Source organism: Microbacterium sp. 22296 (assembly GCF_052045385.1).
Taxonomy (GTDB): Bacteria; Actinomycetota; Actinomycetes; order Actinomycetales; family Microbacteriaceae; genus Microbacterium.
This window is the reverse complement of sequence record NZ_JBQEOS010000004.1, coordinates 251874-275782: the sequence shown is the minus strand read 5'-3', so window position 1 is coordinate 275782 and position 23909 is coordinate 251874. Positions and strand designations below refer to the sequence as shown.

Annotated in this window: 17 protein-coding genes; 12 read left to right on the top strand and 5 right to left on the bottom strand. The window is 70.1% G+C overall.

The window, feature by feature from the left end; genetic code table 11:
• The first annotated feature begins 4 nt into the window (after positions 1 to 4).
• The 5 genes from ACTJJP_RS10400 to ACTJJP_RS10380 all read left to right on the top strand — a co-directional run bounded on the left by ACTJJP_RS10400 (position 5) and on the right by ACTJJP_RS10380 (position 6414).
• Positions 5 to 1774: a DEAD/DEAH box helicase gene (locus ACTJJP_RS10400; protein ID WP_440774945.1), complete on the top strand. Its 1770-nt coding sequence runs from the start codon at positions 5 to 7 to the stop codon at positions 1772 to 1774.
• Between the two features lie 615 nt (positions 1775 to 2389).
• Positions 2390 to 4264 (top strand): molecular chaperone DnaK, encoded by a 1875-nt coding sequence (gene dnaK, locus ACTJJP_RS10395; protein WP_440774944.1) that lies wholly within the window; start codon positions 2390 to 2392, stop codon positions 4262 to 4264.
• 11 nt (positions 4265 to 4275) lie between these two features.
• Positions 4276 to 4905, top strand: a complete 630-nt coding sequence (locus ACTJJP_RS10390; protein ID WP_440774943.1) for a nucleotide exchange factor GrpE — start codon at positions 4276 to 4278, stop codon at positions 4903 to 4905.
• An 11-nt stretch (positions 4906 to 4916) separates the two neighbouring features.
• The gene (locus tag ACTJJP_RS10385; protein WP_440774942.1) at positions 4917 to 5897 is read left to right on the top strand and encodes a DnaJ C-terminal domain-containing protein; all 981 of its coding nucleotides are present in this window, start codon (positions 4917 to 4919) and stop codon (positions 5895 to 5897) included.
• 79 nt (positions 5898 to 5976) lie between these two features.
• Entirely contained in the window at positions 5977 to 6414 is a 438-nt protein-coding gene (locus ACTJJP_RS10380; RefSeq protein WP_440774941.1) for a heat shock protein transcriptional repressor HspR, read from the top strand.
• 144 nt (positions 6415 to 6558) lie between these two features.
• On the opposite strand, the gene ACTJJP_RS10375 is transcribed toward ACTJJP_RS10380, so the two are convergent.
• Complete coding sequence (locus ACTJJP_RS10375) at positions 6559 to 7152, bottom strand: hypothetical protein (RefSeq protein ID WP_440774940.1); 594 nt, start codon at positions 7150 to 7152, stop codon at positions 6559 to 6561.
• A gap of 160 nt (positions 7153 to 7312) precedes the next feature.
• Between ACTJJP_RS10375 and ACTJJP_RS10370 the strand changes: the two genes are divergently transcribed.
• The 4 genes from ACTJJP_RS10370 (at position 7313) to ACTJJP_RS10355 (ending at position 14131) form a co-directional block, all read left to right on the top strand.
• A complete protein-coding gene (locus ACTJJP_RS10370; protein WP_440774939.1) occupies positions 7313 to 9040 on the top strand; it encodes an ABC transporter ATP-binding protein in 1728 nt (575 codons plus the stop codon).
• Positions 9037 to 11214, top strand: a complete 2178-nt coding sequence (locus tag ACTJJP_RS10365) for an ABC transporter ATP-binding protein (RefSeq protein WP_440774938.1) — start codon at positions 9037 to 9039, stop codon at positions 11212 to 11214. The genes ACTJJP_RS10370 and ACTJJP_RS10365 overlap by 4 nt, the downstream gene beginning before the upstream one ends.
• Before the next feature lie 267 nt (positions 11215 to 11481).
• Positions 11482 to 12768 (top strand): glycosyltransferase, encoded by a 1287-nt coding sequence (locus ACTJJP_RS10360; RefSeq protein WP_440774937.1) that lies wholly within the window; start codon positions 11482 to 11484, stop codon positions 12766 to 12768.
• A 4-nt stretch (positions 12769 to 12772) separates the two neighbouring features.
• Positions 12773 to 14131 (top strand): glycosyltransferase, encoded by a 1359-nt coding sequence (locus ACTJJP_RS10355; RefSeq protein ID WP_440774936.1) that lies wholly within the window; start codon positions 12773 to 12775, stop codon positions 14129 to 14131.
• A 340-nt stretch (positions 14132 to 14471) separates the two neighbouring features.
• Here the strand turns inward: ACTJJP_RS10355 and ACTJJP_RS10350 are convergent, their stop codons facing one another.
• Positions 14472 to 14726 (bottom strand): hypothetical protein, encoded by a 255-nt coding sequence (locus ACTJJP_RS10350; protein WP_440774935.1) that lies wholly within the window; start codon positions 14724 to 14726, stop codon positions 14472 to 14474.
• Positions 14727 to 14814: 88 nt separating this feature from the next.
• Between ACTJJP_RS10350 and ACTJJP_RS10345 the strand changes: the two genes are divergently transcribed.
• Positions 14815 to 15825 (top strand): GlxA family transcriptional regulator, encoded by a 1011-nt coding sequence (locus ACTJJP_RS10345; protein WP_440774934.1) that lies wholly within the window; start codon positions 14815 to 14817, stop codon positions 15823 to 15825.
• A 74-nt stretch (positions 15826 to 15899) separates the two neighbouring features.
• On the opposite strand, the gene ACTJJP_RS10340 is transcribed toward ACTJJP_RS10345, so the two are convergent.
• Positions 15900 to 17276, bottom strand: a complete 1377-nt coding sequence (locus tag ACTJJP_RS10340) for a DUF2252 domain-containing protein (RefSeq protein ID WP_440774933.1) — start codon at positions 17274 to 17276, stop codon at positions 15900 to 15902.
• Between the two features lie 127 nt (positions 17277 to 17403).
• On the opposite strand from ACTJJP_RS10340, the gene ACTJJP_RS10335 reads away from it, so the two are divergent.
• On the top strand, positions 17404 to 19626 hold the full coding sequence (locus tag ACTJJP_RS10335; RefSeq protein ID WP_440774932.1) for an ATP-dependent Clp protease ATP-binding subunit: 2223 nt from the start codon (positions 17404 to 17406) through the stop codon (positions 19624 to 19626).
• 124 nt (positions 19627 to 19750) lie between these two features.
• Here ACTJJP_RS10335 and ACTJJP_RS10330 read toward each other — a convergent pair whose 3' ends face one another.
• Positions 19751 to 20335, bottom strand: a complete 585-nt coding sequence (locus tag ACTJJP_RS10330; protein ID WP_440774931.1) for a nitroreductase family protein — start codon at positions 20333 to 20335, stop codon at positions 19751 to 19753.
• 181 nt (positions 20336 to 20516) lie between these two features.
• Positions 20517 to 21878: a glucose-6-phosphate dehydrogenase gene (locus ACTJJP_RS10325; protein ID WP_440774930.1), complete on the bottom strand. Its 1362-nt coding sequence runs from the start codon at positions 21876 to 21878 to the stop codon at positions 20517 to 20519.
• A gap of 113 nt (positions 21879 to 21991) precedes the next feature.
• Here ACTJJP_RS10325 and ACTJJP_RS10320 point away from each other — a divergent pair, with 113 nt between their 5' ends.
• Complete coding sequence (locus ACTJJP_RS10320) at positions 21992 to 23803, top strand: glycoside hydrolase family 15 protein (protein ID WP_440774929.1); 1812 nt, start codon at positions 21992 to 21994, stop codon at positions 23801 to 23803.
• Positions 23804 to 23909 lie beyond the last annotated feature (106 nt).

Sequence of the window (23909 nt, the reverse complement as noted above, 5' to 3'; positions counted from 1 at the left end):
ACTCATGGCATCCGAATCCCCCGTCGACTCCGCTGAGGCGGAGACCGCTCCCGCGCAGCTCACCTTCTCCGACCTGGGACTGGATGCCAACGTGCTCAAGGCCCTCAAAGACGTCGGCTACGAGACCCCGTCCGCCATCCAGGCGGCCACCATCCCCGTGCTGCTGCAGGGCCGCGACGTCGTGGGCCTCGCCCAGACCGGAACCGGCAAGACCGCCGCTTTCGCGCTGCCGATCCTGTCGCAGATGGAGACCGGTTCCAAGAACCCGCAGGCTCTCGTGCTCGCCCCCACCCGCGAGCTCGCGCTGCAGGTGTGCGAGGCGTTCGAGAAGTACGCCGCCCACATCAAGGGCGTCTCGGTGCTGCCCGTCTACGGCGGCCAGGGCTACGGTCAGCAGCTGTCGGCCCTCCGCCGCGGCGTCGACGTGATCGTCGGCACCCCCGGTCGCATCATGGACCACCTCGACAAGGGCACCCTCGATCTGACCGAGCTGAAGTTCCTCGTGCTCGACGAGGCCGACGAGATGCTCAAGATGGGCTTCGCCGAAGACGTCGAGACGATCCTCGCCGACACGCCCTCGACGAAGCAGGTCGCGCTCTTCTCGGCCACCATGCCGGCGCAGATCCGCCGCATCTCGGCGCAGTACCTCAACGACCCCGAAGAGATCACGGTCAAGACCAAGACCACGACCTCGGCGAGCATCACGCAGCGCTACCTGATCGTGTCGTACCAGCAGAAGATCGACGCCCTCACCCGCATCCTCGAGGTCGAGAACTTCGAGGGCATGATCGTCTTCACCCGCACCAAGAACGAGACCGAGACGGTGGCCGAGAAGCTGCGCGCCCGCGGCTATACCGCGGCCGCGATCAACGGCGACATCGCCCAGGTGCAGCGCGAGCGCACGGTCAACCAGCTGAAGTCGGGCAAGCTCGACATCCTCGTGGCGACCGACGTCGCCGCGCGCGGCCTCGACGTCGAGCGCATCAGTCACGTCGTCAACTACGACCTGCCGATCGACACCGAGTCGTACGTGCACCGCATCGGCCGCACCGGCCGCGCCGGCCGCACCGGTGACGCGATCAGCTTCGTCACCCCGCGCGAGCGCCGCATGCTCACCGCGATCGAGAAGGCGACGCGCCAGCCGCTGACCGAGATGTCGCTGCCGAGCGTCGACGACGTCAACGCCACGCGTCTCACCCGCTTCGACGACGCGATCACCGCCGCCCTCGAGGACACCGCCGCGATCGCGACCTTCCGCGACGTCGTCGCCCACTACGTCGAGCACCACGACGTGCCCGAGGCCGACGTGGCCGCGGCCCTCGCCGTCGTCGCCCAGGGCGACACCCCGCTGCTCCTCGAAGAAGAGACGCTGCGCCAGCAGCGCTTCGACAACGACCGTCCTTCGCGTGACGGCGGCGCGCGTGACGGCGGATTCCGCGACGGCGGGTCGCGAGAGGGCGGTCCGCGCCGCGACACGACGGGTCGCTTCTCGACCTACCGCATCGCCGTGGGGCGCCGCCAGCGCGTCGAGCCGCGTCAGATCGTCGGAGCCCTCGCGAACGAGGGCGGCCTGCGGCGCAACGACTTCGGCGCGATCCAGATCCGTCAGGACTTCTCGCTGGTCGAGCTCCCCGCCGACCTGTCCAACGACACGATCAACCGCCTCGCCGACACCCGCATCTCGGGCCAGCTGATCGACCTGCGCCTCGACCAGGGCGGCCGTTCGGCGAAGCGCAGCGACCGTCCCCAGCGCCGCGACCGCGACCGCGACTGACACCCCGGCCGCTGCGCCGGGTCCACGGCATCCCCTCGACGTCCCCGCCGACCTCCGGGTCGCGGGGGCGTCGTGCGTCCTGGCGCGGGGGTCGAGCTGCGGGATCGAGTCGCCGCCGCGGCTACGGGGTCGCTGCAGGGCCAGGGGCGTCGTGCGTCCTGGCGAGGGGGTCGAGGTGCGGGATCGAGCCGCCGCCGCGGCTACGGGGTCGCGGCGCGGCCAGGGGCGTTGCGAGGACGGGGTGGGTTGCGTGCACGAGGCGTCGTCCGCACGGCCGGTGTCGTCGGGTCTCCGGGGCGTGATCCGTGTGCCGGGGCGTGATTCGTGCACCGGGGCGTGCTGTCTCCGACCCGGTGCACATTCGGCGCCCCGGTCCTGCCGGGAACGCCTCGGTGCCCCGGTCCGGGTTGGACCGCCGCGCGGTCTGGGGAGCAACTCGGCGATGAACCCCGCGCGTGGGGCGCCACCTCGAAGTTGAGCCAATTCATATCAAGTCGCCTTGACCTCCTCGAGGGGCCGCGGTAACCTTGAGTCATCGCGGCTCAACCCGCGCAGCAGACTTCGCACCAACCCCGAGTCGTGGCATCCGCCCGGCTCACAAGCAAGGAGACACATATGCCCCGTGCAGTGGGAATCGACCTCGGTACGACCAACTCCGTCGTGAGCGTGCTCGAGGGTGGCGAGCCCAAGGTCATCGCCAACGCCGAGGGTTTCCGCACGACCCCCTCGGTCGTCGCGTACACCAAGGACGGCGAGGTGCTCGTCGGCGAGACCGCCAAGCGCCAGGCCGTCACCAACGTCGACCGCACGATCTCGAGCGTCAAGCGCCACATGGGCACGACCTGGTCGTTCGACGTCGACGGCAAGAAGTGGACGCCGCAGGAGATCTCGGCCCGCATCCTGCAGAAGCTCAAGCGCGACGCCGAGGAGTACCTGGGCGACAGCGTGACGGATGCCGTCATCACGGTGCCCGCGTACTTCAACGACGCCGAGCGTCAGGCCACCAAGGAGGCCGGTGAGATCGCGGGTCTCAACGTCCTGCGCATCATCAACGAGCCCACGGCCGCGGCCCTCGCGTACGGCCTCGACAAGGGCAAGGAAGACGAGCTCATCCTCGTCTTCGACCTCGGTGGCGGAACGTTCGACGTGTCGCTGCTCGAGGTGGGCAAGGACGACGACTTCTCGACCATCCAGGTGCGCGCCACCTCCGGTGACAACCGCCTCGGTGGAGACGACTGGGACCAGCGCGTCGTCGACTACCTCATCAAGCAGTTCAAGGACACCACCGGCGTCGACGTCTCGGGCGACAAGATCGCCCTCCAGCGTCTGAAGGAAGCGGCCGAGCAGGCCAAGAAGGAGCTGTCGAGCTCGACCTCGACCTCCATCAACCTGCCCTACCTGTCGCTCACCGACTCGGGCCCCGTCTCGCTCAGCGAGACCCTGACGCGCGCCAAGTTCGAGGACCTCACCAAGGACCTCCTCGACCGCACCCGCAAGCCCTTCTCCGACGTCATCCGCGAGGCCGGCGTCAAGGTCGACGACATCGCCCACGTGGTGCTCGTCGGCGGCTCCACCCGCATGCCCGCGGTCGCCGAGCTGGTGAAGAAGGAGACGGGTAAGGACGCCAACAAGGGCGTGAACCCCGACGAGGTCGTGGCCGTGGGCGCAGCCCTGCAGGCCGGTGTCCTCAAGGGCGAGCGCAAGGACGTCCTCCTCATCGACGTCACCCCCCTGAGCCTCGGCATCGAGACCAAGGGCGGCATCATGACCAAGCTCATCGAGCGCAACACGGCCATCCCGACCAAGCGCAGCGAGACCTTCACCACCGCCGATGACAACCAGCCGTCGGTCGCGATCCAGGTCTTCCAGGGCGAGCGCGAGTTCACCCGCGACAACAAGCCGCTCGGCACCTTCGAGCTGACCGGCATCGCTCCGGCTCCCCGCGGCATCCCGCAGGTCGAGGTCACCTTCGACATCGACGCCAACGGCATCGTGCACGTGTCCGCCAAGGACAAGGGCACCGGTAAGGAGCAGTCGATGACCATCACGGGCGGCTCGTCGCTGCCCAAGGAGGACATCGAGCGCATGGTGCGCGAGGCCGAGGAGAACGCGGCGGAAGACAAGAAGCGCCGCGAGTCCGCCGAGACCCGCAACCAGGCCGAGACCCTGTCGTACTCGATCGAGAAGCTGATCAAGGAGAACGAGGACAAGCTCCCCGCCGAGGTCAAGACCGAGGTGCAGGGCGATGTCGACGCGCTCAAGACGGCTCTCGCCGGCGACGACGACGACGCGGTCAAGACCGCGTTCGACAAGCTGAACGCCAGCCAGGGCAAGCTCGGCGAGGCCATCTACGCCTCCTCGCAGGCCGCGGGCCAGCCGGCCGACCCCAACGTGGGTCAGCCGGGCAACGGCGAGACGCCGAACCCCGAGGAAGACGTCATCGACGCCGAGGTCGTCGACGACGAGCCGACCGACGAGAACAAGAAGTAAGCGACAGACACATGGCACACAAGGACGACGACCCTTCGACGGGCTCAGGGCCCGAGTACGGTGGCGCCGGTCCTGACGAGACGGGGCCGGAGGAGAACACCTCCGGCCCCGCGCCGTCGGGCGAGCAGTCCGAGACGCAGGACGTGGATGCCGAGGGCCTGACCATCGACGACATCCTGGGCGCCGAGCAGACGCCCGAGGCCGCGGCAGAGGGGGCATCCTCCGACAAGGAGGCCTCGCTGCTGATCGACCTCAAGCGCCTGCAGGCGGAGTACGCCAACTACCGCCGGCGCACCGAAGAGCAGCGCGAGCGCGAGATCGAGCGGGCCAAGGGCGAGGCCGTGAAGGGCCTGCTGCCCGTCATGGACGACCTCGACCGCGCCGTCAAGCACGGTGATCTCGTCGAGGGCACGCCCTTCGCCGCGATCGGCGACAAGGTGCGCGCCGTGGCGGAGCGTCTCGGCGTGGTGTCGTACGGCGCCGTCGGCGACGTCTTCGACCCGCAGCAGCACGAGGCCATCTTCCAGGCGCCCACCCCCGGTGTGACCGAGACGACGATCCTCGAGGTCGTCGAGGTCGGCTACCGCCTCGGCTCGGTCGAACTGCGACCGGCCAAGGTCGTCGTCGCCGTACCGGCCTAGGAGGAGGACGCATGGCGAGTCAGGACTGGTTCGACAAGGACTTCTACAAGGTCCTCGGTGTCGACAAGGGCGTCAGCGCTGCCGATCTGAAGAAGACGTACCGCAAGCTCGCGCGCCAGTACCACCCCGACTCGAACCCGGGAGACGCGAAAGCCGAGGCGACCTTCAAGGAGATCAGTGAGGCCTACTCGGTGCTCAACGACCCCGAGCAGCGCGAGGAGTACGACCAGATCCGGGCCATGGGCTCGGGGGCGCGCTTCTCTGCTCCCGGGGCGGGCGGCGGCGGGGGTTTCGACGACGTCTTCAGCCGCTTCGGTCAGGGCCGGGGTCAGCAGCAACCCGGCTTCGAGGACATCTTCTCGATGTTCGACCAGCAGGGGGGCGGTTTCGGTTCCGGCCGGTTCGGGCAGACGACCGGGGGCTTCCGAGGCTTCGGCGGCCCGCAGCGCGGGGCCGACGTCACCGCACGCACGACGATCGACTTCGTCACGGCGGCCAAGGGCGAGACCATCACCCTGCAGGGTGAGGACAACGTGCCGTTCAAGGTGAAGATCCCCGCCGGCGTCTCCGACGGCCAGAAGATCCGCCTTCGCGGTCGAGGCCGGAAGTCCCCCGACGGCGGGGAGAGCGGCGACATCGTGGTGACCGTCGCGGTGCGCCCGCACCCGGTGTTCACGCGTGACGGCCTCAACCTGCGGGTGACGGTCCCGGTGACCTTCACCGAGGCGGCCCTCGGCGCGACCATCGAGGTCCCCACCCTCGGCGGTGAGCCCGTGCGGCTCCGCGTCGCGCCCGGCACCCCGTCGGGACGCGTCCTTCGTGTCAAAGGCCGCGGGATCGAGTCGAGCAAAGGGTCCGGTGATCTGCTCGCGGAGGTGCAGGTCGCGGTGCCGGCGCACCTCGACGACGCCGCCCGTGAGGCTCTCGAGCGGTTCCAGGCACTCCAGCCGAAAGAGAACCCGCGCGCCGACCTGATGTCCAAAGCGCGGTAGAACTGCAGGACGGAGGTCTCCCGGCATCCGTGATCACACCGGATGCCGGGATCCGCCGGAGCGATGGAGAGGAGAGACCGTGCCCGAGAGAGAGATCGACGAAGACGCCCCCATCTTCGCCATCGCCGCCGCGGCTGAGCTGTCGAACATGCACCCGCAGACGCTGCGCCAGTACGACCGGCTCGGTCTCGTCGTACCCGCGCGAACCCAGGGCGGATCGCGGCGGTACTCGAGCCGCCACGTCCAGCAGCTGCGCGAAGTCGCCCGACTGTCGGGCGAGGGCATGAGCCTCCCCGCCATCGCCCGCCTGCTCACCCTCGAGCAGCAGGTGCACGATCTCGCCCGGCGTGTGAACGACCTCGAGCGTCAGCTCACCATCGAACGCCAGTCGCGACCGGGTGCGCGCGTCTTCGCCGCCGGTGCGACCGGCTCGGTCGTCACGTTGCGCCACGGTTCGCGTGTGCGTCGCGCAACCGACATCGTGCTCTGGCGCCCCCGCGACATGCACGGCGACTGATCCCTTCGCCCATCCCGGATGCCACCGCTCCCGGTGGCTCCGACAGACTCAGCCACCTGAACCGCGGACATCCCGAGCGTCCGCGCATCTGCGCACGAACGGACGGCTCCCCGTGTTCGTCGCGCGGACCGCTCGTCGAGGGTGTCAGGCCGGGTCGAGCCGCAAGACCGTGGGCGATTCGCCGACCCGCAGGTCATCGGCCACGCGGATGGTGCGGGCCACGGCATCCACGGCTCCGATGACCGTGCCGAACCGCTCGCGATCGGCGCACACCGCCGTGACCGTCACGAAGTGCGAGCCCGTGTCCCACGTATAGGTCGCGAACGGCGGGGTGCGCGCATCGCTCGGCAGCGGCATCGCGAGCTTCTCGCCCACACCGAGGAAGGGGTTGGGGAAGGACTCCGTGTCGTCGTACTCCATCGGCATCATCGCCCGCGCGGTGCGTGCCTGCGGCGTGGCCTCCTGCAGTTGCGCCATCACGACGAGCAGTTCGGGATCGCTCTTCCACACCCACACGAGCACGCGACCGGCAGCGCGGCGCATCAGCAGGGGCGCGGCTTGGCTGAGGATCCACGCGAAAGCGCCGCCGCCGGGCCGAGGGGCCGCGCCGGCGGCCTGATTCGCCTGGCTGAGCAGCATGCCGATCGCCGCTTTGCGGTGTCGACGCCCGCGGAAACCGAGGGATCCGGTCACGGGCACCCAGAGGTCGGCGGGAGCGTCGGCCTGCAGTCGAGACATGGGTTCAGCCTACGATCCGCATCCTGTGAAGCGGATGCCGGAGGCCCGCGTTCGCGACGGGAGAACGCTCCCACAGCCGATGGGGTCGCCGGTGTCGGAGGTTGGTGCAAGGCTGTACTCCGCGGCCACCGCGACCGCATCGACCATCTCTGGAGGTGCCGTGCTCGGCAAGATCCTCATCCGTTACCTCTCCCGGTACCGGTGGCTGCTCCTGGCATTGCTGGTCTTCCAGTTCGTGGCGGCCATGGCGTCGCTCTACCTCCCGCGCCTGAACGCCGACATCATCGACCAGGGCGTCGCGCGCGGCGACACGGCCTTCATCTGGTCGCAGGGGTCGATGATGCTCGCCATCTCGCTCGGTCAGATCACGGCATCCGTCATCGCGACCTACTTCGCCGCCCGCGCGGCGATGGCCGCCGGCCGCGACATCCGTCGCGACATCTTCGAGAAGGTCAGCGGCTTCTCCGAGCGCGAGCTGTCGCAGTTCGGTGCGGGATCGCTCATCACCCGCAACACCAACGACGTGCAGCAGGTGCAGATGCTGGCGATGATGGGCGCGACGATGCTCGTCAGCGCCCCGCTGCTGGCGATCGGCGGCATCTTCATGGCCCTCCAGCAAGACGTCGGCCTCAGCTGGCTGATCGCCGTCGCGGTGCCGACGCTCCTGATCGCCGCGGGCCTCATCATCGCGCGCATGGTCCCGCTCTTCCGCAGCTACCAGGCGAAGCTCGACGCGGTGAACCGCATCATGCGCGAGCAGCTCACCGGTGTACGCGTCGTGCGCGCGTTCGTTCGCGAGCGCATCGAAGAAGAGCGGTTCCGCGGGGCCAATACCGACATCATGATCGTCGGTCGAAGGGTCGGGTCGCTCTTCGTCCTGTTGTTCCCGCTGGCCATGCTCGTCCTGAACGTGACCGTCGTCGGCGTGATCTGGTTCGGCGGCATCCAGGTCGACCAGGGCGGCGTGCAGATCGGCACGCTGTTCGCCTTCATGCAGTACGTGGCGCAGATCCTCATGGGTGTGCTCATGGCGAGCTTCATGACGGTGATGATCCCGCGCGCGGCCGTATCCGCCGAACGCATCGGCGAGGTGCTCGACAGTCACTCCACCCTCGAGCGGCCCGCGAACCCGGTGAGCGTCTTCCCGGAGCGCGGCGCCGTCGAGTTCGAAGACGTGTCCTTCGCCTACCCGGGCGCCGAGTCCCCCGTGGTGTCGGGTATCAGTTTCGTCGCCCGTCCCGGCGAGACGGTCGCGATCGTCGGCTCCACCGGTGCGGGCAAGACCACCCTCGTCTCCCTCATCCCGCGCCTGTTCGACGTCACCGCGGGCGCCGTCCGCGTCGGCGGCGTCGACGTGCGCGAGGCCGACCTCGACGGGCTGTGGAAGAGCATCGGGCTCGTGCCCCAGCGTCCCTTCCTCTTCAGCGGCACGGTGGCATCCAACCTCCGATTCGGTCGAGAAGACGCCACCGACGACGAACTGTGGAAGGCCCTCGAGATCGCGCAGGGGCGCGAGTTCGTCGAGGCGATGGAGGGGGGACTCGACGCGCGCATCGCCCAGGGCGGCACGAACGTCTCGGGTGGTCAGCGTCAGCGCCTCGCCATCGCGCGGGCGATCGTGCATCGGCCCGCCGTGCTCGTGTTCGACGACTCCTTCTCGGCGCTCGACCTCAGTACCGACGCCCGGCTCCGGCGGGCGCTCTGGCAGGAGTTGCCCGAGGTGACGAAGATCGTCGTCGCGCAGCGCGTGTCGACCATCACGGGAGCCGATCGCATCGTCGTCCTCGAGGAGGGGCGACTGGCAGGTGTCGGGAGCCACGAGGAGCTGCTGCAGTCCAGTAGCACCTATCGCGAGATCGTCGAGTCGCAGCTGGGGGTCGAGGCATGAGCACCACAGAGACGCTGACCGAAGAAGAGCGGGCCGAACTCGAGCTGGCCGAGCAGGCTCGACTCACCTCGGGCGACTGGGACAGCGTGGCACCCGGGAAGGCATCGAACTTCGGCCCGAGTTTCCGGCGTCTGATCGGGCTGCTGCGTCCGTACGCCGGCGCCTTCACGTTCGTCTCCGTGCTGGGAGCCCTCGGCGTCGTGCTCGCCGTGCTCGCGCCCCGCGTGCTCGGCGACGCCACGAACATCATTTTCGAGGGCGTGGTCTCGAAGGGGTTGGCCGAACAGTTCCCCGCCGGCACGTCGCAGGCCGACGTCGTTGAAGCTCTCCGCGCGGCGGGCCAGGGCGACATCGCCAACATCGTCGGTGCCATGAACAACTTCTCCGTCGGCGCCGGTGTCGACTTCGACGCGCTGCGCATGGTGGTGGTCGCCGTCCTGGCGATCTACGTCGGTTCGTCGCTGCTGTCGTGGATCCAGGGTTACGTCATCAACGTCATCATGGTGCGCACGATGTGGCGTCTGCGCGAAGACGTCGAGGCCAAGATCAACCGCCTGCCGCTGTCGTACTTCGACAAGGTGCAGCGCGGAGAGCTCATCTCCCGCGTCACCAACGACATCGACAACATCACGCAGACGATGCAGCAGTCGCTGTCGAGTGCGCTGACCTCGGTGCTCACCGTCGTGGGCGTGCTCATCATGATGTTCACGATCTCGTGGCAGCTCGCGCTCGTCGCTCTCGTCTCGCTGCCGCTCATGGCCGTCATCTTCGGCGTCATCGGCCCGAAGTCGCAGAAGGCGTTCGGCGAGCAGTGGAAGAAGGTCGGTCGCCTCAACGCCCGCGTCGAGGAGTCCTTCTCCGGTCACGCCCTCGTCAAGGTCTACGGACGCGAGAAGGACGCCCGCGAGAAGTTCGAGGTCGAGAACGAGGAGCTCTACGAAGCGAGCTTCCGGGCCCAGTTCCTCTCCGGCATGATCATGCCCGGCATGATGTTCGTCGGAAACCTGACCTACGTCGGCATCGCCGTGCTGGGCGGTCTCATGGTGGCGGGCGGCCAGCTCCGCCTCGGCGACGTGCAGGCGTTCATCCAGTACTCGCAGCAGTTCACCCAGCCGCTGTCGCAGCTGGGCGGCATGGCCGCGGTGGTGCAGTCGGGCACCGCGTCGGCGGAACGCGTGTTCGCGCTGCTCGACGCCGACGAGCAGGATCCGGATGCCGCCGACGCCCCCGGCCACGTGGAGGGGCGCGGCGTCATCGAGTTCGAGAACGTACGCTTCGCGTACACGCCCGATCGGCCGCTGATCACCGATCTGTCGTTCCGCGTCGAGCCCGGCCAGACGGTCGCGATCGTCGGACCCACCGGTGCGGGCAAGACGACGCTGGTCAACCTGATCATGCGGTTCTACGAACTCGACGGCGGTCGGATCCTGCTCGACGGGCAGGACATCGCCGATCTCCGCCGCGACGATGTGCGCGCCCGCACCGGCATGGTGCTGCAGGACCCGTGGCTGTTCGCCGGCACGATCCGCGACAACATCCGGTACGGCCGCGAGAGCGCGACCGACGCCGAGATCGTCGAGGCCGCCGCCGCCACGCGCGTCGATCAGTTCGTGCACTCGCTGCCCGACGGCTACGACACCGTGCTCGACGAAGACGCCGCGAACGTCTCGGCGGGTGAGAAGCAGCTGATCACGATCGCGCGCGCATTCGTCGCCCGTCCGTCGGTGCTCATCCTCGACGAGGCGACCTCGTCGGTCGACACCCGTACCGAGCTGCTGCTGCAGCAGGCGATGGCCGCGCTCCGCGAGGGGCGCACGTCGTTCGTCATCGCGCACCGGCTGTCGACGATCCGCGACGCCGACCTCATCCTCGTGATGGAGCACGGCGACATCGTCGAGAAGGGCACGCACGACGAGCTCATCGCGCGCGAGGGCGCCTACTACCGCCTCTACCGCTCGCAGTTCGAGCAGGCCGCGGCCGACCTCGACACCTCCGATCACGGGCCCAGCCCGGCCGTGCACCCTCAGCGGGCGTCGGCGACAGACGACGCCGAGGTGGTCTCCGCTTTCGCCGCCGCAGCATCCGAGGTCGCTGCCCCCGCGGGCACCGACGGTCCGCCGCGTCCGGCGCACGGTGCGCCCCTGCCCGACCGCCGTCCCGACGGGAACGCATAGCGCAGGCCTACCCTCGTCAGACCCCGAAGTCCGCTCGGTCTCCCTCCGGGCGGGCTTCGGCGCTATGTCGGTGCCGCGTTGGCGTTGGCGTCGGCGGCGGCGCGGGCGCGGTGCGGTGCCGGTTGCCGTCCTGCACACACCGCCCCGCCCGGCGTCCCCGGCGCCTGTGGAGCGTCCCCGGGGGAGGAAATGCCGCTCGGGTACAGTGGACAGGCGCATGACCCGCACCGTGCGACCCGTCCGCCGCATAGTTAGGCCTCACCACTCGTGACCAGTTCTGCGACGCCCGCCGATCATCCCGCGCCCGGCGCTCCGGTCCACCCCTCCCCTCCGTCGACGCCCGCCCCGGTGGAACCCGCTTCGCTCCCGGCTGACGGCGCTGACGACCGCCCGCTGCGCGTCCTCATCGGCGCCGACACCTTCCTGCCGCATGTCAACGGTGCCGCCCGCTTCGCCGAACGCCTCGCGGCCGGTCTCGTCGCCCGCGGTCACGATGTGCACGTGTCCGCGCCGAGCATCGGGCACCGCAACGGGGGAACGGCGACCGAGACGGTCGAGGGTCAGCCGGTGGTCATGCATCGACTCCCCGCGTTCCGGTTCCGCCCGCACGACTGGATCACCTACGTCCTTCCGTGGCGCTCCAAGCACTACGCGCGCATCGTGCTCGACGAGGTCAAGCCCGACGTGGTGCACATCCAGTCGCACATCGTGATCGGTCGAGGTCTCACCCGCGAGGCGCGCAAGCGCGGCATCCCCGTCGTCGCCACCAACCACGTGATGGCCGAGAACATCCTCGACTTCACCACGCTCCCCGACTTCCTCGATCGCATCGTCGTCAAGCTCGCGTGGGCCGACGCCGAACGCACGTTCAAGATGACGCGCGCCGTCACCACACCCACCCGTCGGGCGGCCGATTTCCTCGAGAAGACGATCGACATCTCGGGCGTGATCCCGGTCTCGTGCGGCATCGACCGCGCGAACTACCGCCCCGACCTCACCCCGCGCGACGCGAACCGTCTCCTCTTCGTGGGGCGTCTCACCACCGAGAAGCACATCGACGTCGTGCTCCACGCGCTCGCCCAGCTCGATCCCGCGCTCGACGTCACCTTCGACATCGTCGGCGGCGGAGACCAGCGCGCCAAGCTCGAGGCCCTCGCGCAGCAACTCGGAGTCGCCGAGCGCGTCACCTTCCACGGTCACGCGTCCGACGATGACCTCCGCGCCCTGTACTCCCGTGCCAGCCTGTTCGTCATCGCCTCGATCGCCGAACTGCAGTCCATCGCGACGATGGAGGCCATGGCATCCGGACTCCCGATCGTGGCGGCGAATGCCGTCGCCCTGCCCCACCTCGTGCATCACGGCGAGAACGGCTACCTGTTCGAGCCCGGCGACGCCGACGAGCTCGCCGCGCGTCTCACCGACGTGCTGACCGCGTCGCCCGAGGAGCGCACGCGCATGCAGCAGGCATCGCTCGACGCCGTCGCGGTGCACGACATCACCCGCACCCTCGACACGTTCGAGGCGCTCTACCGCGGTCGACCGCTGCCGGAGTAGCCGCGTGCACGTCGTGATGTTCGCCGACCAGCACCTCGAGTCGCTCGGCGGCGCGCAGGTGTCGATGCGGCTGCAGAAGCGATTCCTCGAACGCGCGGGCCACGTCGTGACGATCGTGGCGCCCCGGATGCACCGCGATGCCGCCCACGATGCCGCGTACCTCGACCTGCCCTCCATCGCCATCACCCCCGACCGCGAGTACGCGTTCACCTGGCCGGGAGCGCGCACCGATCGCTTCGTCGACGCGCAGATGGGCGCCCGTCTGCCCGTCGACGTCGTGCATGTGCAGGCCGACTTCTGGGGCGCGTTCATCGGGCATCGTTTCGCGGCGCGCCACGGTGTTCCGGTCGTCCACACGATGCACAACCGCGTCGACGTCGGGATCGAGGCGACCGCTCCCTTCCCCGGCCTCGTGCTGCGCGCCCTCAACGCGTGGGCGCGGCGGGCGCTGCCGTCGGCCGTCCCGGCATCCGGGACCGGATCCCGCCGAGGCGCACCACGCGTGCGGGACCCCCGTGGTCCTGCCCGAGGATCGAGCGGAGGCACGGCGCCGGAACGGGATGCCGCGGTCACCCGCGACGGCGCGGCTGACGCCTCAACGCGCGGCGACGGTGCGGACGCCCCATCGCGCGGCGACGGCGCCGCCGACGGCTGGGCGTACCTGCGTCGCCTCGCCCGCCTGTCGAGCGCCGTCACCGCCCCCTCGTCGCACTTCGGCCGTCGCCTCGAACGACACGGGGTCACCGCCTCGGTGGACGTGATCTGGAACGGCATCGATGACGACGTCCTCGACGCCGCTCTCGCCACCGACGCGGCCGTACGCCGGCCGGGCCGGCCGCGCTTCATCTGGCTCGGACGCATGAGCCCCGAGAAGCGGCTGCTGCCCTTCCTCGAAGCCGTGATCGCCTCGGGGATCGACGCCGAGGTCGAGATCGTCGGCGGCGGCGCGCAGCTTGGGGCAGCGCGCCGCATGATCGAACGCGGGGCGCCGCGGGCGACGGTGACGTTCGCGGGGCGACTGCCCTACGCCGAGACCCTCCGCCGGCTCGCCGACGCCGACGCCGTGGTGCAGACCTCGATCGGCTTCGAGACGCAGGGCATGACCGTGTTCGAGGCGGCATCGCTGGGCACGCCCGCCGTGGTGAGCGATCCCGACATCGCCGACGAGCTCGGCTCGGGAACGTGGACGGTGACGGATGCCACCGTCCCCGCGCTCGCGCAGGCGCTGCGTCGAGCGACCGCCGACATCGCCTCCGGGCACCCGGTCGAGCCGGACGCCTCCCTCGCGGAGCGGTTCCGCCAGTCGTCGCGCACCGCCGCCATGATCGAGGTCTACCGCCGAGCGGTCACCGCCGGACGCTGAACGTCGGCGCGGTCGCGTGCCGAGATTCCGTGTCGTGACGGGCTCGTTCCGTGCGCCCGACCTCGCGGCGGGCTCGTGCCCTGCGCGCGATGTCGGCGCGGGGCTCGTGCGGTGCGCGCGATGTCGGCGCGGCGCGCGCGATGTCGGCGCGAGGCTCGTGCCCTGCGCGCGATGTCGGCGCGGGGCTCGTGCGGTGCGCGCGATGTCGTGGCGACGCGTGCGCGGCGCGCACAACGGCGGGCGGGTTCGCGACATGCCGGGCCGGTGGCATCCGGTGTCGGCGTGTCGCTCGTCTCGTCCGCCGTCGTGCGCGGGTCGAGGCGTGCGGCCGTATCGCGGGTCACTTCGCCCGCGCGATGCGCAGCGGTCGCGTGACGGGTGACGCGGGCGCCGACGAGACCTGCAGAGTCGGTCGGGGGGCCTCGACCCCCGGCGCCGCGGCGGTTGCGTGGTGCGCGCGGGCGGACTCGTCGGGGACGGATGCCACGCGTGAGGGGTCGGTGGGGATTCGCTCATAGCCGTCGGTGCGGACGAGCCACACCGTGCCGACGACGCCGATAAGGGACAGGATGCCGAGTGCGATGAGGTAAGCCATGGCAGAGAAGCTACGGGTAGAGGAATCATGCCGACGAGTGGCATGATGGACGTCAATCGATATATTTCTGCCACATCGGAGGTTCCGCGTGCGATCGGTAGCCGTCGTCATCCAGCCGGGCTTCGCCCCGTTCGAATTCGGTCTCGCCTGCGAAGCCTTCGGCCTCGACCGCAGCGACGACGGCATCCCGAACTTCGACTTCCGTATCGTCGCGCCCGACCCCGGGGTCGTCCCCTCGAACATCGGCTTCTCGGTCAACGTCGAGCTCGGCCTCGAGGCGGCGACCGATGTCGACATCCTCGTCCTCGCGCCGATCCCGCGTGCGCAGTGGGGCGCCGTCGACCCGCGGGTGATCGAGTCGGTCCGCGACGCGCATGCCCGCGGAGCATGGCTGCTGAGCGTGTGCAGCGGGTCGTTCGTGATCGCGGCATCCGGGGTGCTCGACGGCAAGCGCGCGACGACGCACTGGCGCTACGCCGATGTCATGGCGCGGATGTATCCGGCGATCGAGGTCGACCCCGACGTGCTCTACGTGCAGTCGGGCAACATCATCACGAGCGCCGGAACGGCGGCCGGACTCGACGCGTGCCTTCACCTGCTGCGTCAGGAGCTCGGTACCGAGCTCACCAACCGCATCGCTCGGCGCATGGTCGTCGCCCCTCAGCGCGACGGGGGTCAGGCGCAGTTCATCGCCTCGCCGATCCCGGTCGACGCGTCGCTCTCCCTTGCGCCGGTCACGGAGTGGATGTTGCAGAACCTGGATGCCGAGCTCTCCGTCGATCGGCTCGCCGCGCGCGCCCATATGTCGCCGCGGACCTTCGCCCGGCGGTTCAAGGCGGATCTCGGCGCGACCCCGGCGGCCTGGCTCGCCCGCCAGCGGCTGCTCCACGCGCAACGACTGCTCGAAGAGACCGACCTCGGTCTCGACCGGATCGCGTCGGAGTGCGGCTTCGGGTCGGCGGCGGTGCTCCGGCAGAACTTCGCGCGGACGATGGGGCTCACCCCCACCGCGTACCGCGCGCGCTTCTCGTGCGCGGACTCGGGCGGGACGACCTCCGAGGCGCAGGTCGGGGCCGCGGCGGAAGCGATACCCGCCTGAGGATCGCGAGCGCGGGATCGTTCCTCGGGCGCGACGAGCGCTGAGCGTCGCTCGGCGTCGACCCTGTCCCGACCTCAGGAGTGCGCGGAGACGAAGGCCGCGTGATCGGCGCGGGCGAGGTCGGCGTAGGCGAAGGCCCAGTCGACGAGCGCCTCCGTCAGAACGCGGCCCGACCCGACGTATCCCGCGACGTCCGCGGCATCCGGAGACTGGGCGTGCGCGCGGGCGAGGGTGACGGCGCAGGCCTGTGCGTAGCGGCGGAACGGCTTGTTCGTCAGCTCGACGATCTCGATGCCCCCCTTCATGTCGTGGAACTGTCGCACGTAGAAGTCGGCGTCGTGGCCGCGCACGTGGCCGAGGAAGGGGTCCGAGACTGCCTGCAGCACGCGCTGCAGCGAGACGACGCGCGCGCCCTCTCCTTCGGCCGTGACGAGGGAGACGAGCGACTCGGGCTGGCGGATACCGCCGAACTGCTGCAACACGCTCGGGCCGGCCTGCTTGCCCTGCAGCAGGAGCGCGTGCCCGTCCCCGTCTTGCAGGAGCAGCAGGTAGCAGCGGGTCCCGACGCTGCCGACGCCGACGACGCGCCGGGCGACGTCGCTGAGGTCGTACTGCTCCAGGGTCAGGCGAACGTCCACGTTCGCCGAGGTGCGGTAGGCGCCGTCGACCGCGAGGACGCGCGCGGCGACCTCCGCGTCGACCGGGGTCATGGTCGGGGGTCTGTGGGTGAAGGCGAGCCGGCCGGAACCGCTGTCGGCGGTCAGCCGTCGAACCGCGCGCGCACCGGTGCGACGTTCGGCGTCCGCCATGGCGCGCTCGAGGACGATACGCGAGGCGCGGTCGAAGGAGTCGATGACCTCGCGCGGGCCGAAGTGCTCGAAGTAGCGGTCGACGGGGTCCTGCTCGACGCGGGATGCCATCGCGCGGACGTACGCGCGCACCGTGCTCGCGGCGGCGTCGCGGACGACGGCGAGGTCGCGATCGGTCTCGGCGCCGGCGAGGATGACGCTGGTGACGAGGCGCTTCAGATCCCACTCCCAGGGCGCCCACGCTGCCTCGTCGAAGTCGTTGAGATCGAACACGAGCGTGCGCTGAGGGGAGGCGTAGAAGCCGAAGTTCGCCACGTGCGCATCGCCGCAGGAGGCGACGTGAAGGGGGGTCGAAGGATTGCGGGCGAGGTCGGCCGCCTGAACGGCGGCGGAGCCCCGGTAGAAGGCGAAGGGGCTCGCCGACATCCGCTCGATGCGCAACGGAACGAGTTCGGGGATGCGCGCGGTGTTCTGCGCGTCGAGGATGCCGAGCGGGTCGCGTCCCTCGGTGGCGAGCACGCCGAGATCGCTCCGCGGTGTGCGCTTGCGTGCCTCTCGGCCGCGGACGCGACGTTCCGCGGTGGAGGGCGGCGGGTTCCAGGGGATGTCCGGACGGGGAGCTGCGGGCTCGAGCGTGCTCACGCGCTCACCATAGACCCGCCGTTCCGGGCTTGTCGCGGGCTCGCGGCATCCATTGCCCGCCGGTCGCGCGACTGCTAAACTTGAGTCAACGCAACTCAAGTTTGCGAACAGACTTTCAGGAGATCACATGAACGCCACGCAACAGCCGGGACAGGAGGACGCGCGGAGCGCCCTCGAGCAGTTCGGCATCAACCTCACCGACCGGGCCCGCCAGGGCAAGCTCGATCCCGTCATCGGGCGTGACGGCGAGATCCGCCGCGTCAGCCAGGTGCTCACGCGGCGCACCAAGAACAACCCCGTCCTCATCGGCGAGCCCGGCGTCGGCAAGACCGCCGTGGTCGAAGGCCTCGCCCAGCGCATCGTCGCGGGCGACGTCGCCGAGAGCCTGAAGAACAAAGAACTCGTCGCCCTCGACATCTCGGCGCTGGTGGCCGGCGCCATGTACCGCGGTCAGTTCGAGGAACGCCTGAAGAGCGTGCTCAAAGAGATCACCGAGTCCGACGGCCGGGTCATCACGTTCATCGACGAGCTGCACGTGCTGATGGGCGCGGGCGGCGGCGAGGGTTCGGTCGCGGCCAGCAACATGCTCAAGCCCATGCTGGCCCGTGGCGAACTGCGCCTCATCGGCGCGACCACGCTCGACGAGTACCGCGAGTTCATCGAGAAGGATGCCGCGCTCGAGCGCCGCTTCCAGCAGGTCTACGTCGGCGAGCCCACTGTCGAAGACACCGTCGCGATCCTCCGCGGCCTCAAGGAACGGTACGAGGCGCACCACAAGGTCGCCATCGCCGACGCCGCGCTGGTCGCCGCGGCATCCCTGTCGAACAGGTACATCCCCTCGCGGCAGCTGCCCGACAAGGCGATCGACCTGATCGACGAAGCGGCATCCCGCCTGCGGATGGAGATCGACTCGGCCCCGCTCGAGATCGACGAACTTCGTCGTCACGTCGACCGGCTGAAGCTCGAAGAGCTCGCCCTGAAGAAGGAGAAGGACGCCGCGTCGAAGGAGCGCCTCGCGACGTTGCGCGAGACGCTGGCCGGCGAGCAGGCCAAGCTCGACGAGCTGCAGGCCCGGTGGGAGCGCGAGCGCGCCTCGCTCAATCGCGTCGGCGACCTCAAGACCCGCCTCGACGCCGCCCGTGTGGATGCCGAGCGCGCACAGCGCGAGGGAAACCTCGAGCGCGCATCGCGGTTGCTGTACGCCGAGATCCCGGCGCTCGAGCGCGAGCTCATGGCGGCGGAGCGCGAGGATGCTTCGACAGGCTCAGCAACCGGCGAGAGTCGGATGGTCAACGACCAGGTGACCGACGAGGACATCGCGGCGGTCATCGCGGCGTGGACCGGCATCCCCGTCGGGCGTCTGTTGCAGGGCGAGACCGAGAAGCTGCTGCACCTCGAGCGCGAGCTCGGCAAGCGCCTGATCGGACAGCGGGATGCCGTCAAGGCGGTGTCCGACGCCGTCCGGCGCTCGCGCGCGGGGATCAGCGACCCGAACCGGCCCGTCGGCTCCTTCCTGTTCCTCGGCCCCACCGGCGTCGGCAAGACCGAGCTGGCCAAATCGCTCGCCGACTTCCTGTTCGACGACGAGCACGCCATGGTGCGCATCGACATGTCGGAGTACGGCGAGAAGCACTCCGTCTCGCGACTGGTCGGTGCCCCTCCGGGCTACATCGGGTACGAGGCCGGCGGCCAGCTCACCGAGGCCGTGCGGCGTCGGCCCTACTCGGTCGTGCTGCTGGACGAGGTCGAGAAGGCGCACCCCGAGGTGTTCGATGTGCTGCTGCAGGTCATGGACGACGGCCGCCTGACCGACGGGCAGGGCCGCACGGTCGACTTCACCAACGTCATCCTGATCCTGACGTCGAATCTCGGTTCGCCGATCCTCATCGACCCGACGATGTCGATGGATGCCAAGCGCGAGCAGGTGCAGGCGCTGGTGCGCCAGGCGTTCAAGCCCGAGTTCGTGAACCGTCTCGACGACATCGTGATCTTCCAGGCCCTGAGCCAGGACGACCTCGCGCAGATCGTCGAGCTCGCGGTCGACGCCCTGCACAAGCGGCTGCGCGAGCGTCGACTCACCCTCGCGGTGACACCCGACGCCCGGTCGTGGCTCGCCGAGCGCGGCTACGACCCGGTGTACGGCGCCCGGCCCCTGCGTCGCCTCATCCAGACCGAGATCCAGAACCGCCTCGCGATGGCCATCCTCGCGGGGACGGTCCGTGACGGTGACGTCGTGCGCGTGGATGTGGCCAGCGACGCGGACTCGCTGATGCTGGTCAGCGCCGGGCCGGCGGAAGACACGAGCGACGACTCCGGCGACGATGTGATCGAGGCCGAGATCGTCGAGTGACGGAGGAGGGGGATGCCGCGCGCATCCCCCTCCTCCCGCACGAGAAACGCCATCCTGAGCGAGACACGACGCGTCAACGCGTGTCTCCCCCGGGATGGCGTTTCTCGAGAGGGATGCCGGAAGCTCAGTCGTCGACGAGCAGCGACTCCTCGACCGTGCGGCGCTGGCGGGGAGCGAGCTCGCGCTCGCGCAGGCCCTCTTCGGCCGCGTCGATGTCGCCGAGGGCGCCCACCGCGATGACGGTGACGGGGGTGAAACGGGCGTCGATGTCGAAGGCCGCGCGCAGGTCGTCGGCGACGAAACCACCCATCTGGTGGGTGGTGAGACCCTCGGCGTGCGCCTGCACGGTGAAGTGGGCGGCGGCCTGACCGCTGTCGTACTGCGCCCAGGTGCGGGCTTCGCCGTCTTCGGTCTCGGTCTCGGCGAGCACGACGACCAGGGCCCCGGCCGCGGGAGCCCACGCCTGGTTGAAGCCCATGAGGGCGTTGACGAGCTTCGCGTGCGCCGCGGTGCCGCGGCGGGCCACGATGAAGCGCCACGGCTGGAAGTTCATGCCCGACGGCGCCCAGCGCGCGGCCTCGAGTGCGGAGCGCAGCGCCGACTCGTCGATGGGCGTCTCGGGGTCGAAGACGCGGGTGCTCCAGCGCTCGGCGAGGACGTCGAGGATGGGGGCGTCGGTGGGGGCGGTGCGGTCGAGAACGAGAGACATGGGTCCTCCTGTGAACGGAACGAAAACCGGGACGCCGTTGACCCGCTCCATTGAACGCGCGTCGCCCGCGAGATGTTCCCCGTGTGACGCCGTAGGTCTTCCGGCGTGAGGGCGGGGAGTTCGTCCGTCCCAGCCGGGGGCGCAGGTCAGCCGGGCGCGGGTCAGCGCCGCGGCATCGGCGTCAGGCGCCCCACGACGCCGGTCCGGCCGAGCCGGCCGCGTACTCGTCGAGCGGCACCTCATTCGCGCGCCACGCGTCGATGACCGGCTGCACGATGCGCCAGCACTGCTCCGCCGCGTCGCCGCGGACGGCGAGCATGGCATCGCCGTCGAGGATGCCGGAGAGCACCTCGCCGTAGGCCTTGAGCGCGCCCTCGCCGAGATCGGCGGCCAGGGTCACGCGCTCGAGCTCGAGGGGATCGTCGGCGCCGTTCACGTTGAGGCCGAGGGTCATGGTGTCGGGGCCGAGCGAGAACACGAGCTCGGACGGCTCGCTCTCACCGACGAAGCCGCCGGGGAGGTGGCGCACCGGCTTGAAGGTGACGGTGACGGCCCGGTGGCCGGAGCTCAGCGCTTTGCCGGAACGCAGGGTGATGGGCACGCCCTGCCACCGCGCGTTGCGCACCTCCACCGTCATCTCGGCGAGCGTCTCGGTGCCGCGCGCGGCGTCGACCCCCGGCTCGTCGACGTACGACGAGAAGTGGCGGTCGCCGACGTCGCCGGCGGTGTAGCGAGCGCGGCGCGAATTGCGCACCGGGTCGTCGCCCCGCACGTGGGTGGCGCGCAGCACCGCGGAGGTGGCGTCGCGCAGATCGAGTTGGTTGAGGGATGCCGGGGGCTCCATCGTGACGAACGCCATGACCTGCAGCAGGTGACTCTGGATCATGTCGACCAGAGCGCCGGCACCGTCGTAGTAGCCCGCGCGTCCCTCGAGGCCGAGGGGCTCGGGGTAGTCGATGTCGACCGAACCGATGTCGTCGGCCGACCAGACGCTTTCGAGGAGGCGGTTGGCGAAGCGGGCGCCGAGCAGGTTCAGCACGGTCGAACGCCCGAGGAAGTGATCGATGCGGAAAACCTGGTCTTCGGGCACGAGCGTCGCCAGCTGCTGATTGAGCCGGTGCGCGCTGGCCTCGTCGGTACCGAACGGCTTCTCGAGAGCGAGGATCGTGCCCTCCGGAATGGTCACGTCGCTCAGCGCGAGACACGACTTCTCGGTGACGGCGGGCGGTACCGCGAAGTACAGAGCCGGCCGACCCTCGGCGTCGTCGAGGAGCTTCTGCAGATCGGCCGGCTTCGTGATGTCGGCCTGCGCGTACGTGGTCTCCGAGATCGCGGCGAAGGCGCCATCGGCATCCATCGTCTGGAACGCCGTGCGCACGACCTCGCGCCAGTGCTCATCGGTCCAGTCCTCCATACCCGCACCGTGCAGCCGGACCGACCGGCCGGGTTCGCGCGTGAGCAACTGGCCGAGGGCGGGCAGGAGCAGTCGAGACGTGAGGTCGCCCGAGGCGCCCAGGATGATGAGGGTGGTGTCCGCGGCCATGCGGCCACCGTAGCGCTCCCCTCCGACACCGGTGCGCCGCTTGCAGCGGGCCCATGGATGCCACTAGCGCGACGCTCGGCCACGATGTCGGTGCCCTCTGCCATGATCCGAGGGTGACCACTCCGATCGAGGATTACGCCGTCCTCAGCAACTGCCGCTCCGCCGCGCTGGTGTCCCGCGACGGCCGCGTCGATTGGCTGTGCCTTCCGCGCTACGACAGCGGGTCGATGTTCGCCGCCCTCCTCGGCGACGAGTCGCACGGCGCCTGGTCGCTGCGGCCCGCCGACCCGGAGGCGCGGGCGACTCGGCGCTACGACGGCGACACCTTCGTGCTCGTCACGCGATGGGAGACGGCGACCGGGATCGCCGATGTGTACGACGCGATGCCCATCGACGCGGGCGTCGACGCCGTCATCCGACGCGTGGTCGGGGTGTCGGGCGAGGTGGACTTCATCAGCGAGGTGCGACTGCGCTTCGATTACGCCCGCTCCGTGCCCTGGGTGCGGCAGGTCGGTCACGGGAGCGAGCACGTCATCCTCGCCGTCGCAGGTCCCGATGCCGTGACGATCCGCGGACCGCGCCTGATCGCGGTCGACACCGCCCACCGCGGCCGGTGGACCACCGCGGCCGGCGCGAGCGTCGATTCGGTGCTGGCGTGGGGTCCGTCCTGGAAAGACGCCCCCGCGCCGTTCGATGTCGAGGCCGCCCTGGAACGCACGCGCGAATGGTGGGCCGCCTGGGCCGACCGCGTGCAGTCAGCCGGCACGCACGCGGCGCTGGTCACGCGCTCGCTCATGGTGCTCCGCGCGCTCACGCACTCCGAGACCGGTGGCATCGTCGCGGCGGCGACGACGTCGCTCCCCGAGACCTTCGGCGGGTCGCGAAACTGGGACTACCGCTACGTGTGGCTCCGCGACGCCGCGCTCACGCTGAGCGCCTACATCGATCACGGTTATCTCGATGCCGCGCAGCACTGGCGCACGTGGCTGCTGCGGGCGATCGCCGGCGATCCGGCCGACGTGCAGATCATGTACGGCATCGCGGGCGAACGCGACCTGCCCGAGCGAGAACTCGCCAGCCTCCCCGGATACGGGGGAGCGGCTCCCGTGCGCATCGGCAACGGCGCGGTCGACCAGTACCAGGCCGACGTGATCGGCGAGGTGATGGTCGCTCTCGAGGCAGCCCGCGACGCCGGTGTCGATGAGACGACGTTCTCGTGGTCCCTGCAGCGGGCCCTGCTCGATCAGCTCGCGCGCGAGGTCGACAAGCCCGACCTGGGCATCTGGGAGATGCGCGGCGATCCGCACTTCTTCACCCATTCGCGCGCGATGGTCTGGGCGGCGTTCGACCGCGGCATCCGGGCCGTCGAGAACGGGGGACGCGAGGGCGATGTCGACACCTGGCGCGGCCTGCGTGATCGCGTGCGCGCCGAGATCGATGCGCGCGGCGTGCACGCGGGCGGCTGGTTCACGCAGCACTTCGACACCGACGAGGTCGACGCGTCGCTGCTCGTGCTGCCCCAGGTGGGGTTCTGCGCCTACGACGACCCGCGCATGCTGGCCACCGTCGCCCGGATGGAGCAGACCCTCATGCCCGACGGCTGGTTGCTGCGTTACCGCACGACCGGGGTCGACGGGCTGACCGGTGACGAGCACCCGTTCCTCGCGTGCTCGTTCTGGCTCGTCGGGCAGTACGCGCACACCGGTCGACGCGACGAGGCGGTGACGCTGATGAAGAAGCTGACGGCGGTGGCGAACGATCTGGGGCTGCTGTCGGAGGAGTACGACCCGACGACGAGCCGTCAGGCCGGCAACACCCCGCAGGCGCTGTCGCACCTCGCGCTGGTCGGTGCGGCCGACGCCCTGGATGCCACGGTCCCGCCTCGTCACGACGCCGGGGACACCGCACCGGGCGCCGGGGCGTAGCCGCAGGCGTCCGTGCCGCCGACGCCCCCGCCGGGCCGGGTCCTCGCGCCAGGCCCCGAGACCTCGGCGCGGACGGCGGCGTCGGGGGGAAGCATCCACCACCGCC

What these genes read in the sequence shown, in the direction of transcription:
- ACTJJP_RS10400 (WP_440774945.1), top strand. Translation starts at nt 5, where the DNA reads ATGGCATCCGAATCCCCCGTCGACTCCGCTGAGGCGGAGACCGCTCCC.
- dnaK (WP_440774944.1), top strand. Translation starts at nt 2,390, where the DNA reads ATGCCCCGTGCAGTGGGAATCGACCTCGGTACGACCAACTCCGTCGTG.
- ACTJJP_RS10390 (WP_440774943.1), top strand. Translation starts at nt 4,276, where the DNA reads ATGGCACACAAGGACGACGACCCTTCGACGGGCTCAGGGCCCGAGTAC.
- ACTJJP_RS10385 (WP_440774942.1), top strand. Translation starts at nt 4,917, where the DNA reads ATGGCGAGTCAGGACTGGTTCGACAAGGACTTCTACAAGGTCCTCGGT.
- ACTJJP_RS10375 (WP_440774940.1), bottom strand. Translation starts at nt 7,152, where the DNA reads ATGTCTCGACTGCAGGCCGACGCTCCCGCCGACCTCTGGGTGCCCGTG.
- ACTJJP_RS10365 (WP_440774938.1), top strand. Translation starts at nt 9,037, where the DNA reads ATGAGCACCACAGAGACGCTGACCGAAGAAGAGCGGGCCGAACTCGAG.
- ACTJJP_RS10350 (WP_440774935.1), bottom strand. Translation starts at nt 14,726, where the DNA reads ATGGCTTACCTCATCGCACTCGGCATCCTGTCCCTTATCGGCGTCGTC.
- ACTJJP_RS10335 (WP_440774932.1), top strand. Translation starts at nt 17,404, where the DNA reads ATGAACGCCACGCAACAGCCGGGACAGGAGGACGCGCGGAGCGCCCTC.
- ACTJJP_RS10330 (WP_440774931.1), bottom strand. Translation starts at nt 20,335, where the DNA reads ATGTCTCTCGTTCTCGACCGCACCGCCCCCACCGACGCCCCCATCCTC.
- ACTJJP_RS10325 (WP_440774930.1), bottom strand. Translation starts at nt 21,878, where the DNA reads ATGGCCGCGGACACCACCCTCATCATCCTGGGCGCCTCGGGCGACCTC.